The organism is Crossiella sp. NPDC003009 (assembly GCF_053591555.1).
Window position 1 is genome coordinate 201,136 of record NZ_JBSFUA010000005.1, and the last position, 13,176, is coordinate 214,311.

12 protein-coding genes and 1 pseudogene are annotated in these 13,176 nt (G+C 71.8%); 6 read left to right on the forward strand and 7 right to left on the reverse strand.

Annotation, left to right across the window (positions count from 1 at the left end; translation table 11 throughout):
* Positions 1–89: 89 nt before the first annotated feature.
* The 6 genes from kstD to ACWDY5_RS08575 are packed head-to-tail and all read left to right on the forward strand — an operon-like array spanning position 90 to position 5,798.
* Positions 90–1,733 carry a 3-oxosteroid 1-dehydrogenase gene (kstD, locus tag ACWDY5_RS08550; protein ID WP_449721624.1) on the forward strand — a complete coding sequence of 548 codons (1,644 nt, stop codon included), beginning with the start codon at positions 90–92 and terminating at the stop codon, positions 1,731–1,733.
* Complete coding sequence (locus ACWDY5_RS08555) at positions 1,733–2,869, forward strand: Rieske 2Fe-2S domain-containing protein (RefSeq protein WP_449721625.1); 1,137 nt, start codon at positions 1,733–1,735, stop codon at positions 2,867–2,869. Before kstD ends, ACWDY5_RS08555 begins: the two co-directional genes overlap by 1 nt.
* A complete protein-coding gene (locus ACWDY5_RS08560; protein WP_449721626.1) occupies positions 2,859–3,110 on the forward strand; it encodes a hypothetical protein in 252 nt (83 codons plus the stop codon). The genes ACWDY5_RS08555 and ACWDY5_RS08560 overlap by 11 nt, the downstream gene beginning before the upstream one ends.
* A complete protein-coding gene (locus ACWDY5_RS08565; RefSeq protein WP_449721627.1) occupies positions 3,103–4,113 on the forward strand; it encodes a 2Fe-2S iron-sulfur cluster-binding protein in 1,011 nt (336 codons plus the stop codon). The genes ACWDY5_RS08560 and ACWDY5_RS08565 overlap by 8 nt, the downstream gene beginning before the upstream one ends.
* A gap of 10 nt (positions 4,114–4,123) precedes the next feature.
* Positions 4,124–4,963 carry a MaoC/PaaZ C-terminal domain-containing protein gene (locus ACWDY5_RS08570; RefSeq protein ID WP_449721628.1) on the forward strand — a complete coding sequence of 280 codons (840 nt, stop codon included), beginning with the start codon at positions 4,124–4,126 and terminating at the stop codon, positions 4,961–4,963.
* Positions 4,964–4,997: 34 nt separating this feature from the next.
* Entirely contained in the window at positions 4,998–5,798 is an 801-nt protein-coding gene (locus ACWDY5_RS08575; protein ID WP_449721629.1) for a nucleoside-diphosphate sugar epimerase, read from the forward strand.
* Here the strand turns inward: ACWDY5_RS08575 and ACWDY5_RS08580 are convergent.
* The 7 genes and pseudogenes from ACWDY5_RS08580 to ACWDY5_RS08610 all read right to left on the reverse strand — a co-directional run bounded on the left by ACWDY5_RS08580 (position 5,788) and on the right by ACWDY5_RS08610 (position 13,163).
* Entirely contained in the window at positions 5,788–6,957 is a 1,170-nt protein-coding gene (locus ACWDY5_RS08580) for a lipid-transfer protein (protein WP_449721630.1), read from the reverse strand. The genes ACWDY5_RS08575 and ACWDY5_RS08580 overlap by 11 nt on opposite strands.
* Positions 6,954–7,349, reverse strand: a complete 396-nt coding sequence (locus ACWDY5_RS08585; protein ID WP_449721631.1) for a MaoC family dehydratase — start codon at positions 7,347–7,349, stop codon at positions 6,954–6,956. Before ACWDY5_RS08585 ends, ACWDY5_RS08580 begins: the two co-directional genes overlap by 4 nt.
* Positions 7,346–8,239, reverse strand: a complete 894-nt coding sequence (locus ACWDY5_RS08590) for a bifunctional MaoC family dehydratase N-terminal/OB-fold nucleic acid binding domain-containing protein (RefSeq protein ID WP_449721632.1) — start codon at positions 8,237–8,239, stop codon at positions 7,346–7,348. The genes ACWDY5_RS08585 and ACWDY5_RS08590 overlap by 4 nt, the downstream gene beginning before the upstream one ends.
* A gap of 10 nt (positions 8,240–8,249) precedes the next feature.
* Positions 8,250–9,398 carry an acyl-CoA dehydrogenase family protein gene (locus tag ACWDY5_RS08595; RefSeq protein WP_449721633.1) on the reverse strand — a complete coding sequence of 383 codons (1,149 nt, stop codon included), beginning with the start codon at positions 9,396–9,398 and terminating at the stop codon, positions 8,250–8,252.
* Positions 9,388–9,798, reverse strand: a complete 411-nt coding sequence (locus ACWDY5_RS08600) for an acyl-CoA dehydrogenase family protein (protein WP_449721715.1) — start codon at positions 9,796–9,798, stop codon at positions 9,388–9,390. The genes ACWDY5_RS08595 and ACWDY5_RS08600 overlap by 11 nt, the downstream gene beginning before the upstream one ends.
* 291 nt (positions 9,799–10,089) lie before the next feature.
* A pseudogene (locus tag ACWDY5_RS08605) lies at positions 10,090–10,797 on the reverse strand (acyl-CoA dehydrogenase family protein); the annotation flags it as partial.
* A complete protein-coding gene (locus ACWDY5_RS08610) occupies positions 10,698–13,163 on the reverse strand; it encodes an acyl-CoA dehydrogenase family protein (protein ID WP_449721634.1) in 2,466 nt (821 codons plus the stop codon). The pseudogene ACWDY5_RS08605 and the gene ACWDY5_RS08610, both read right to left, overlap by 100 nt.
* Between the last annotated feature and the right edge of the window lie 13 nt (positions 13,164–13,176).

Sequence of the window (13,176 nt, forward strand, 5' to 3'; positions counted from 1 at the left end):
CGCTCGATCGCAGCAATCTAGGCCAACCATAGCGTCTTGCCCCGAAAAAACTATAACCTGTTCCAGTCTGATGTTCGAGGGAGGTGGTCATGGAGGTCGACCTCGTCGTGGTGGGCAGCGGGGCCGCGGGCCTGACCGCCGCGCTGACCGCGGCCAGGAACGGGCTGACCACGCTGGTGGTGGAGAAGTCCGCGCGCTACGGCGGTTCCACCGCCCGTTCCGGTGGCGCGATCTGGCTGCCCGGCAACTCCGTGCTGCGTGCGGCCGGGGTGGCCGAGCCGGAGGGTTCGGCGGCGGCCTACCTGGCGCACCTGCTCGGCGACACCGTGCCCGAGGCCCGCTGGCGGGCGCTGCTGGCGCACGGCCCGGACATGCTCGACCTGGTGCTGGCCAACACACCGCTACGCCTGACCTGGGTGCCCGGCTATTCCGACTACTACCCCGAGGCGCCCGGCGGAATGCCCGGCGGCCGAACGGTGGAACCGCGCCCGGTCAGTGCGAACTCCCTCGGCGGTGAGGTCGAGGATCTGGAGCCGCCTTACCTGTCCGCGCAGTTCGGGCTGACCGTGACCGCCGAGGACTACCGCTGGCTGAACCTGGTGCTGCGGCATCCGCGCGGGCTGCTGCGGGCGGCCAGGGTCGGGGCGCGCAAGCTGCGCGATGTGCTGCTGCGCCGGGAACCCGTGCTGTCCATGGGGCAGGCGCTGGCCGCCTGCCTGCGCTCCGGACTGGTCCAGGCAGGGGTGCCGGTGTGGTTGAACACGCCGCTGCGCTCCCTCGTCATCGAGCAGGACCGGGTCACCGGGATCAAGGTCGACGGCGAGCAGGGGGAGCAGATCATCTCCGCGCGACACGGGGTGTTGTTGGCCTGCGGTGGTTTCGAGCGCAACGACGAGCTGCGCAAGGCGCACCACCGGCAGCCCAGCTGCGCGGAGTGGACCGTAGGCGCGGAGGGCAACACCGGCGACGGCATCGAGGCCGCCCGCGGGCTGGGCGCGGCGGTGGAGCTGATGGACGAGGCGTGGTGGGGGCCGTCGATCCCGTTGGGCGGTGGCCCGTACTTCTGCCTCGCCGAGCGCACCCTGCCCGGCTGCCTGCTGGTCAACGGGGCCGGGCGGCGCTTCGTCAACGAGGCCGCGCCGTACGTGGACGCGGTGCACGCCATGTACCAGGACAACCTGCCTGCCTGGCTGATCTGCGACCAGCGCTACCGCAACCGCTACCTCTTCGCCGGACTCCCGCCGCGGCAACCGTTCCCGGGGCGCTGGCTCAAGCTCGGCGTGGTGCGCAAGGCGGACAGCATCGAAGCCCTCGCCGCCCAGATCGAGGTGCCCACCGAGGCACTGAAGTCCACTGTGGACAGGTTCAACGGGTTCGCCCGCAGCGGCAAGGACGAGGAGTTCTGCCGCGGCGAGTCCGCCTACGACCGCTACTACGGCGATCCCCGGCAACGCCCCAACCCGTGCCTGGGACCGGTGGACAAGGGACCGTTCTTCGCCATCCGCGTGGTGCCAGGCGATCTGGGCACCAAGGGCGGGTTGCGCACCGACGAGCACGCCAGGGTGCTGCGCGCCGACGGCTCGGCGATCCCCGGCCTGTACGCGGCCGGGAACACCAGCGCCGCGGTGATGGGCCGCACCTACGCCGGGGCCGGCGCGACCATCGGCCCGGCGATGACCTTCGGCTACCTGGCCGCGCTGGACGCGGCACGGACCAAGGCAGGAGGAAGCTGATGACCGATGCATCCGACGAGGTGCGGTTGATCGAGTCCGGCGCGCCGCCGACCCGGTTCGCCCGCGGCTGGCACTGCCTCGGCCTGGCCGCGACCTTCCGCGACGGCAAACCGCATGCGGTGGAAGCCTTCGGCACCAAGCTGGTGGTCTTCCAGGGTGGCGACGACCGGCTGCACGTGCTGGACGCCTACTGCCGGCACATGGGCGGGGATCTCAGCCAGGGCACGGTGAAGGGCGCGAGCATCGCCTGCCCGTTCCACGACTGGCGCTGGTCCGGCACCGGCCGCTGCGTGGAGATCCCTTACGCCAAAAGGGTTCCGCTGCGCGCGCGAACGCGGGCCTGGCTGACCCTTGAGGAGAACAAGCAGCTCTTCGTCTGGCACGACCCGCAGGGCAAGCCGCCGCCGGAGCACGTGGTGATCCCGCACATCGAGGGCGCTTTCAGCAGCGAGTGGAGCAACTGGACCTGGGACTCGGTGCGCATCGACGGCTCGAACTGCCGGGAGATCATGGACAACGTGGTGGACATGGCGCACTTCTTCTACGTGCACTTCGCCTTTCCCACCTACTTCAAGAACGTCTTCGAGGGCCACATCGCCAGCCAGTACCTGACCACCCGCGGCCGCCCGGACGTGGCCGCGGTGTCCAACTACACCGGCGACGTCGAGGTCAAGTCCGAGGCCTCCTACTACGGCCCGTCCTACATGATCAACCACCTGGCCAACGACTACAAGGGCACCGTGATCGAGACGGTGCTGATCAACTGCCACTACCCGGTCAGCGCCAACTCCTTCGTCCTGCAGTGGGGTGCGATCGTGAAGAAGCTGCCCGGCCTGACCGACGAGCACGCGGACAAGATCGCCGGGAAGTTCGCCCGCGGCATCGGCGTCGGCTTCCTGCAGGACGTGGAGATCTGGAAGAACAAGGCGCGCATCGACAACCCGCTGCTGTGCGAGGAGGACGGCCCGGTCTACCAGCTGCGCCGCTGGTACGACCAGTTCTACGTGGACGCCGAGGAGGTCACCGAGGACATGGTGCGGCGCTTCGAGTTCGAGGTCGACACCAGCCGCGCGGTGGCCGCCTGGCAGCGTGAGGTGGAGGAGAACCTGGCCCGGCGGGACGGCGATGGGCGGTGACCGCGCGGACTACCTCACCGGCGGGCTGCGCCCGTTCACCTGTCCCGGCTGCGCCACCGTGGTGCTGGTGAAGAAGAACAGCCCCGAGCACACCAGCGTGCAGTGGACCACCGCCACCACGGCCTGCCCGGAGCTGACCGGCCGCGACCGGCCGAGCGCCCAGGTCGTCGGTTGTCCCCGGTTGCGGGCCGGGATCGAGGCGGCGGTGGCCGAGGGCGGGCTGGCGGTGGGCGATGGCTGACCGCTTCCACCGGCTGCGGGTGGCCGCGGTGGTCGAGGAGACCGCGGACGCCCGGTCCCTGGTGTTCGAGCTGCCACCGGAGCTCACCGGGAAGTTCCGCCACCGGCCGGGACAGTTCCTGACGCTGCGGATTCCCGGTGAGCGCGGGGAGATCGCGCGCAGCTACTCGCTGTGCAACGGTCCCGGCGAGCCGCTGACGGTCACGGTGAAGCGGGTGGCCGACGGCTACGGCTCGAACTGGCTCTGCGATCGGGTATCCGCAGGCATGGAACTGGACGTGCTTCCGCCGGCCGGTGTGTTCACCCCGGACTCACTCGACGACGACCTGCTGCTGTTCGCCGGGGGCAGCGGGATCACCCCGGTCATCGCCATCGTCAAGGCCGTGCTGGCCAACGGTTCCGGCCGCCTGAGCTTGTTCTACGCCAACCGGGACGAGCACTCGGTGATATTCGCCGCCGAGCTGCGCGCACTGTGCGCCGCCCACCCGGACCGGCTCCAGGTGGTGCACTGGCTGGAGTCCGTGCAGGGCCTGCCGACCGTTCCCGCACTACGCGCCTTCGCCGCTCCGCTGTCCGCCAGGCGGGTCTTCCTGTGCGGACCGGGCCCGTTCATGACCGCCGTCGCCGAGGCCTTGTCCACTGTGGATATTCCTGAGGACCGGATCCACCGCGAGGTCTTCCTGTCCCTGTCCGGAAACCCGTTTACCGCGGCGCCCGAGGCGGACGTGGACGCCGCCGTGGTCGAGGTCGACCTGGACGGCGAGCAGCACACCCTGCCCTGGCCGCGGCAGCGCAAGCTCCTGGACGTGCTGCTCGACCACGGCCTGGCCGCCCCCTACTCCTGCCGCGAGGGCGCGTGCAGCGCCTGCGCCTGCCGACTGGTGGACGGCAAGGTGACGCTGGCGCACAACGAGGTGCTGGATGAGGAGGACCTGGCCGAGGGGATCATCCTGGCCTGCCAGGCCCTGCCCGCCGCCGACTCGGTCCGGATCAGCTACCAGTGACGGGAGCGCCATGCCCATCGACCCCGACCGCGCGATCGGCGCCGAGCTGCCACCGGCGGAGTTCTCCTGGACCGAGTCCGACGTGCTGCTGTACCACCTGACCCTCGGCGCGACCGAGCTCCGCTACGCCTACGAACCCGGCCTGCGGGTGCTGCCCACCTTCGGCGTGGTCGCCCCCACGCTGCGGATGACCGCCCCGCCCACGGTGTCCTACCCCGGCGTCGACCTGGACCTGGGCCAGGTGCTGCACGGTGAGCAGTCGATCAGCCTGCGCCGCCCCATCCCGGTGGCGGGCACCGCCCGACTGGTGACCCGGATCGCCGCGGTCTACGACAAGGGCGAGTCCGCGGTGATCGTGCAGGAGTCCACAGTGGACATCGACGACGACCCGTTGTTCACCACCCGATCCAGCATCTTCGCCCGAGGTGCGGGCGGTTTCGGCGGTGACCGCGGCCCGTCCAGCCGCTTCACCGCCCCCTCCGGCGACCCGGACGCGGTGCTGGACACCCCGACCCTGCCCCAGCAGGCGCTGCTGTACCGGCTCTGCGGCGACCGCAACCCGCTGCACGCCGACCCGGCCTTCGCCGCCGAAGCCGGTTTCCCGAGCCCGATCCTGCACGGGCTGTGCACCTACGGCATGGTCGCCAAGTCCGTTGTGGACAGTGTGCTGGACGGCGACCCCGACCGCCTGGTCAGCTTCAGCGCCCGGTTCACCGGTGTGCTCTACCCCGGCGAGCCGGTGCGCACCCGGCTCTGGCGGTTGCCGGCGGACTGGGTGTTCGTGACCACCGCACCGGACCGCGCGGAGGCCCCGGTGCTCACCGGTTCGCTCACCGCGCTGGCCGCTTGACCTCCACCATGCTGGAACTTCTACCGTCCGGGCCATGAGCTTCTTGGTGGTGGGAAACGCGGACGGGATCGCGGGCCTGGTCGAGCGGCTGCTCATCGAGGCGGGCGCGCCGGTGCGCCGGGTGGCGCTGACCAGCCCTGACCGGCTGCGCGCGGCGGTCGCCGGCCGGACCGCGGTGTTCCTCGACTGGCCGTACGACCGGGTGCACGCGGTGTTCCCGGCCGCGGACACCGCGGCGGAGGTAATCTCCGCGCTGGCCGGGCCGGGCCGCCGGATCGTCCTGCTGTCCACACACGCGGTCCGCGACGACGAACCGCCGACCTCCTTCCACGGCACCCTGGAACTGTTGCTGCGCGCGGCCACCCCGGACTGGACCGCGCTGCGGATGAGCATGCCGGCCTCGATCACCCTGGCCTGGGCGGAGGAGCTGCGCGCCACCGGCGTGGTGCACGGCCCGTACGCGCAGGCCGCCCGCACCCTGGTCGACGAGCGCGACGTGGCCGAGGTCGCGGCCAGGGTGCTGCTGGACGGCGGGCACACCGGCCGCGCCTACTACGTCACCGGGCCGGTCGCGCTGACCCACGCCGACCGCGCCCGCATCCTCGGCGAAACCTTCGGCGAGTCCTGGCGCTACCAGGAGGTCCCGCGCGCGGAGTTCCGCGAACGGCTGCTCGCCACCTGGTCGCCCGAGCACGCCGACGGCGTCCTGGACCACATGGCGCGCCAGGTGAGCGACCCGGAGCGGCCGACCGACGTGGTGGAGCGGATCACCGGCCACCCGGCGCGGTCGCTGGCCGAGTGGGCCCGCGCGCACGCCGCGGCGTTCAGCCGGTGAGCACCAGCGCGCTGGTCGGCACCCCGGTGCCCGCGGTGACCAGCACGTTGTCCACTGTGGACACCTGGTTGGCCGCGGTGCCGCGCAGCTGCCGGACCGCCTCGGTGATCCCGTTCATGCCGTGCAGGTAGGCCTCGCCGAGCTGTCCGCCGTGCGGGTTGACCGGCAGCCGCCCGTCGATCTCGATACCGCCGTCGGCGAGGAAGTGCCGCGCCTCACCGGGTCCGCAGAACCCGAGCTCCTCCAGCTGGAGAAGCACGAACGGGGTGAAGTGGTCGTAGAGCACCGCGACCTGGACATCGGCCGGGCCGATTCCGGCCTGCCGCCACAGCTGTTCGCCGACCACCCGCATCTCCGGCAGCCCGGCCAGCCCGTCGCGGTAGTAGCTGGTCATCACGAACTGGTCCGGCCCGCTGCCCTGGGCCGCGGCACTGATCACCGCCGGCCGCTGCCGCAGGTCCCGCGCCCGTTCGGCGCTGGTGACCACCAGTGCCACGCCACCGTCGCTTTCCTGACAGCAGTCCAGCAGCCGCAACGGTTCGGCGATCCACCGGGAGTCCTGGTGGTCGGCCAGGGTGATCGGCCGCCGGTGGAACCAGGCGTTCGGGTTGGTCGCGGCGTGCCTGCGCATGGCGACCGCGACCCGGCCGAAGTCCTCGGTGCTCGCGCCGTACTCGTGCAGGTAGCGGCGGGCGAACATGGCGACCATCGCGGCCGGGGTGGCCAGGCCCATCGGGTAGTGCCAGCTGTTGTCCACGCCGTTGGTGTTGGGCTGTTGCGCGGCCGCGGCGTGCGCCAGCCCGAACCGGGTGCCGGAGCGCTCGTTGAAGGCCCGGTACACCACCACGACCTCGGCGATCCCGGTGGCCACCGCCATCGCGGCCTGCTGCACGGTGGCGCAGGCCGCGCCACCGCCGTAGTTGATCCGGCTGAAGAACTTCAGCTCCGGCAGGCCGAGCTCCCTGGCCACCGCGATCTCGGCATTGCCGTCCATGGTGAAGGTCACCAGACCATCCACATCGGACACTCCCAGCCCCGCGTCGGCGAGCGCGACCTGGATCGACTCCACGGCCAGGCGCAGCTCGCTGCGGCCGGAGTCCTTGGAGAACTCGGTGGCCCCGATCCCGGCGATGGCCGCGGCCCCGGACAGCGGGCTCATGGCGTGCCTCCCAGCTCGATGCGGACCGTGCCGGTGACGTGGTCGCCGAGCCGGCAGCTGCCGACCACCGACACCACGAACCCGTTGTCGCCGAAGCTCTCCTCCACTCGCCCACGGAAGGTGAGCGTGTCGTAGGCGTAGCAGGGCACGCCCAGCCGGATGTTCACTCCGCGCACCCACACCCCCGGCCCGCCCCAGTCGGTGACGAACCGCTGCACCAGCCCGGTGGTGGTGAGGATGTTGAGGAAGATGTCCGGGGAGCCGCGCCGGATCGCCGCGTCCCGGTCGTGGTGCACGTCCTGGTAGTCGCGGGTGGCGATCGCGGTGCTGATGATGAACGTCGGGGTGACCTCGATGGCCAGCTCGGGCAGCTCCATCCCGGTGGCGATCATGCCTCCACCGCCCGCCAGGCCGGGATGGTGAACTCGCCTCGCCGCTGGAACTCCACCCGCACCGACTGTCCGATGTGGACTTCGCTGGGTTCGACGTCCAGCAGTTCGCCGACCATCCGCGGCCCCTCGGCCAGCTCCACCAGTGCGATGACGAACGGCCCGGTGTGCCCGGGGACCGCGGGGTGGTGGTGCACGACGAAGCTGTACACCGTGCCGTCCCCGCTCGCCACCACGTGCTCCGGCCGGAGCTCGCGGCAGCGCGGGCACATCGGCCCCGGCGGGTGCCGCAGCTCACCGCAGGCCCCGCACCGCTGGATCCGCAGCTCGCCGAGGGCGGTGCCGGCCCAGAAGAACTCGGTGTCCTTGCTGACCAGCGGCGGTATCCCGGCCGGTGGCAGTGGCGGTGCGGGCCGGTACTTGTAGACCCGGAACAACATCTCGGCGACCGCTTCGGCCCCGGCGTACCAGGTGTTGTGCACGGTGACGAACCAGCCTTCGCCGAGCGCGGTCCGCTTCGGCCCGGTGACCTGGTCCAGCCGAGTGGTGACGGCCAGGGTCTCGCCCGGTTCCAGGTAGCGGTGGTAGGTCTGCTCGCAGTTGGTGGCCACGATCGACGGATAGCCCGCCTCGTCCAGCACCTCCAGGATCTGCCCGAACGGGTCGGCGGGATCCCGTTGTCCACGCAGCCCCATCATGGTCCACACCTGCGCCATCGCCGGTGGTGCCAGTTCGGGGTAGCGCGGGTCGGTGTCGCCGAGGGCCTCGGTCCAGCTCCGGATCATCGGCTCGTTCACCGGGTCCCGGCCAAAGCGCAGCCCGCTCACCCCGGTGGCGGCGATCCGCTCGGCCGCCGCCCGCACCGCCTCATCACTGTCCACAGTGGACGTCATCCTGCTCCTCTCACCGTGGCGGCCTTGGCAGCCCGAGCCCGGCGGTGACGATCAGCTCCCGCTGGATCTCGTTGACCCCGCCGCCGAAGGTCAGCACCAGGTTCCGTTTCGCCTGCAGGTCCAGCCAGCGCAGCAGTTCCGCGGTGTCCGGTTCGGCCGGGTCCCCGTACCGCCCGACCAGGTCGAGCACGGTCCGCCCGACCCTGAGCACCAGTTCGGAGGAGAACACCTTGGTGATCGAGGCGTCCGCCACGTCCACCGCCCCCTCAGCCGAGGCGACCTGCCAGTTCAACAGCTCGTTGACCCGCATACCCGCCCGCGCGGATATCAAGTCCCGCTGTATATCCGCGTTGCCGGACAGCCCGTGCGCCGCGGCCCATTCGTCGAACCGGTCCAGCAGCGCGGCCACCCGCCCGGCCGGGCCGAGCATGACCCGCTCGTGGTTGAGCTGCATGGTGATCAGCCGCCACCCGGCCTGCTCCGCCCCGACCCGCATGCCCACCGGCACCCGCACATCGGTGTAGTAGGTGGCGTTGACGTGGTGCGCCCCGTCGCAGGTGATGATCGGCGTCCAGCTGAACCCGGGGTCCCTGGTGCCCACGATGAGGATCGAGATCCCCTTGTGCCGCGGTGCGGCGGGATCGGTGCGACAGGCCAGCCAGATGTAGTCGGCGTCGTGCGCCCCGGTGGTGAACACCTTCTGCCCGTTGACCACGTACTCGTCCCCGGCCCGCACCGCGCTGGTCCGCAACGCGGCGAGATCGGTCCCGGCCTCCGGCTCGGTGTACCCGATGGCGAAGTGCAGCTCCCCGGCCAGGATCCGCGGCAGGAAGAACTCCTTCTGCGCCGCGGTCCCCAGCGCCTGCAACGTCGGCCCGACCGTCTGCAACGTCACCCCCGGCAACGGCACATCCGCCCGCGCCGCCTCGTTGACGAAGATCTGCTGCTCCACCTGCCCAAACCCGCGCCCCCCGTACTCGACCGGCCAGCCCACCCCCAGCCAGCCGTCCCGCCCGAGCCGCCGCACGATGTCCCGGTACACCGGCCCGTGCCGCTCGGTCCGCAACACCTCCCGCTCCGCGGCCGTGACCAGCCCCGCGAAGTACTCCCGCAGCTCATCCCGCAGCGCCCGCTGCGCCGCACTCAGCTCAATACGCACGCAACGCCCCCAGGAACCGCACCAGATCCCGCCCCAGCGCGGAGAACCGGTGCAACGGATAGCCGACATCCAGCCCCAGCCCGCCATGCAGGTGATGACAGGTCTCCAACGCCCCAGGCAACCCCTCCCCCACCCAGTACCCAGCAACCGCAACATCCTCCCGCGCCGCCAGCCCCTCCCCGAGCTTCCAGCAGGCCGCCCTGGTCACCAACTCCACCGTCCGTGCCACGATCCGCACATCCGCGACCTGCATCGCCACCGCCTGGAACTCCGCCAGCACCCGCCCGAACTGCCGCCGCTGCCCCACATGCGCCACCGTCAACCCCAACGCCCCAGCCAGCAACCCCTCCCCCAAGGCACACGCCCCCACCACCGCGCACTGCCGCAACTCCTCCGCCACCCGCCCACTGCCGTCATCCCCCAGCAGCCCAACAGGTTCCGCCCCAGCCAACCGAACCGTGCACTCAGGTGACCCCGACGAAGACGGCGTCGCCACCAGCTCAACCCCCGGCCCCCGAGGATCCAGCACCGCCACCCCACTCCCCCCATCCGCAAGGGAGACAACAACAAGCACCCACCGAGCCCACTCCGCGAACGGCACCCCCACCGCCACCCCGGTCAACCCACGCGCCCCCCACACCACGTCCGTCCGCCCGACCGCCGCCGTCAAACCCCCACCGGCCAACAGCTGATCCTGCTGCGCCCCGGTCCCCAGCCGAGCCACCGGCAGCACCCCCAACGCCAAGTGCGCCAACCCCGGCGACACCACCCCAGCCCGCCCAAGCTCAGTCAGCAACGCGGCGGTCTCCAACACCCCAAGCCCAGACCCACCCAACCGCTCCGGCACCGCCAGCGACAACAACTCGGCCTCCCCCAGCCGCCGCCACAACCCGCCCCACGCCGAGCCCTCCTCCGGCCCCGCCCGCCCCGCGCCATTCCTCGACCCAGCCGGCCCCGCGCGATCCTCCAGCTCCGCCCGCCCCGCCCGATCCCTCGATCCTGCTCGTCCCGCGCCCTCCTTCGATCCCGCTCGCCCGGCGCCGTTTCCGAGCCCCACCAATCCCGCGCCATCCACCGTCCCGGCCGACCTCGCGCCATCCGTCGCCCCCGCCGCCCCCGCGCCGTCCTTCGCCCCTGCCCGCGCCGCGCCATCGTCCGGCTCCGCTCGCCCCGCGCTGTTCCCGAGCCCCACCAATCCCGCGCCATCCGTCGCCCCCGCCCGCCCCGCGCCGCCGTCCGCCCCCACCAGCTTCGCGGCGAGCTCCCCCACGGCAACCTGCGCCTCACCCAGCTCGAAGTTCACCGCCCCTTCCCCTCCCCGTCCCGAGGCAACCCCAGCACCCGCTCCCCCACCAACGTCAGCAAAATCTGCGTCGTCCCCCCGGCAATGCTCAAACACCGGCTCAGCAAGAACCGGTGCACCTCCCCCGAGTCCCCCACCAAAGCCCGCTCCCCCAACAACTCGGCCGCCACCTCCGCCACGTCCTGCCGATGCCGCACCCCCACCAACTTCCGCACCCCGGACTCCGCCCCCACCTCGCCCCCGGCCACCGCCCGCTGCGTAGCCCGCAAATCCAGCAACGACAACGCGAGCCCGTCCACCACCAACCCGCCAACCCGTTCCGCCACCACCGGATCCGCCAACAACCCGGCCTCCCCCGCAGCGGCCAGCACCTCCTCCACCGGCTCCCCCAGCGCCGACCCCCGGCTCATCGCCACCCGCTCATCGGCCAAGGTCCCGCGAGCCAACCGCCACCCATCCCCCGGCTCCCCAACAACATCGGCGTCCGCGACGAACACCTCATCCAGGAACACCTCGGCAAACCGAGTATCTCCGGTGATCTCACGTAACGGCCGCACGGATATACCGTCCGACTGCATATTCACCAGGAAGTACGTCAACCCCCGATGCCGCGGCGCCTCAGGATCGGTACGCGCCAAGCAGATCCCCCGATCAGCCCGATCAGCCAACGAGGTCCACACCTTCTGCCCGGACAGCAGCCACCCACCCTCGGTCCGCATCGCCCGGGTCCGCAACGAGGCAAGATCCGACCCAGCCCCCGGCTCACTGAACAGCTGGCACCACACCACCTCGCCGCGCAACGTCGCCCACACAAACCGCCGCCGCTGCTCCTCAGTCCCGTGCCGCAACAAGGTCGGCGCCGCCCACCCCCCGATCACCAGATCCGCCCGAGCCACCCCGGCCCGAGCCAACTCCTCCTCCACCACCAACTGCCCCAACGCCCCCAGCCCCCGCCCATACGGCCGAGGCCAATGCGGCGCGAACAACCCCGCCGCCACCAGCGCCGCCCGCCGCTCCCCCTCTCTTAGCCCGGCGATCCGCTCAACCTCCCGCCGCACCCCCTCCCGAAGCCCCACAGCCCCAACGGAGGCCCCAACACCGTCAGCACCCGCTGCCGCCCCGGCCCCGTTTCCAGCGGCCCCCTCTTTGCCGTCGCCAGCACCCCCAACGCCGTCATCATCCGCAGCCGCCCCGGCCCCGTTCCCAGCAGCCACTCCCTCCTGGCCTTCTCCGCCAGCGCCCCCCACACCGTCATCGCCGTCATCCCCACCGACCACCGTCTGCCCGTCCCCACCCCCCGAGTCCTTCCGCCCGTTCGCACCAGCCGCCCCTGCCCCCGCCGAGCCGCCGTCACCGCCCACCTCCGGCTGCCACCCCTCGCCCTCCCCCAACTCCACTCGCAACCGCCGACGAGTGCCCCGCCCCGCCAGCACCGCGGCCCGCTCCCGCCACCACACCCCACTCAGCAACTGCCGCAAGGCAAACGCCCGCCGAAGGTACAGATGCGCGTCGTGCTCCCAGGTGAACCCGATCCCGCCGAGCACCTGCACGCAGTCCTTCGCGTTGGCCACCGCCGCGTCCAGCGCGACCGCCGCAGCGGCCGCCGCCGACAACGACATCGCGGGCGAGGCCTCGTCCACCGCCCGCGCCGCGTCCCAGGCCACCGCCGCCGCCCGTTCGGACCGGCACAGCATCTCCGCGCACAGGTGCTTCACCGCCTGGAACGACCCGATCGGCCGCCCGAACTGCACGCGTTCGCGGGCATATCGTGTTGCGATATATACGCACTGCCGAGCTATCCCGGCCGCCTCCGCCGAGGCCAGCACCGCGGCCCGGTCCAGCACCGTCTCCGTGGTCAGGTCCGGCAGCACCCGGTCGGCGGGGATCACGGCCACCACCTCGACCTCGGCCAGGTCCCGCGAGAAGTCCGTGGCCGGCAACGGGCGCACCCCGGCTTCTCCCGGCGTCAGCAGGATCCAGCCGGTCTCCCCGCCGACCGGCAACAGCAGTGCGGCGTCCTCAACCGCTCCCAGCACCGGCCCGGTCACGCCGGTGACCAGCAGTCGTCCGGCGGAATCCCGTTGCGCGGTCAGTGTTCCCGGCGTCAGGGCGACCGCGGCGGACAGTCCACATGCGACGGCGGGCAGCAGTTCCCGGACACTCGGCTGGTCGGCGAGCACCAGCCCGGCCAGCGCGGTCGGCAGCACCGGCCCCGGAATCAGGGCCTCGGCGGCGGCCTCCAAGGCGACCGCCAGGTCCAAAACCGTGCCGCCCGCGCCACCGAGCTCCTCGGGCACGGCGATGCCGAACAGTCCCAGGTCGACCAGTCCTGGCCACAGCCGGCGCCAGGCCGGGTCGCCGTTCTCCTGCGCGCGCACTGCCGCGACGGCGTGACCGTCCCGGCCGTAGGCGAGCACGGACTCGCGCAACGCCTGCTGCTCCGCGGTGACCGCGATCGACACGACACCTCCAGCC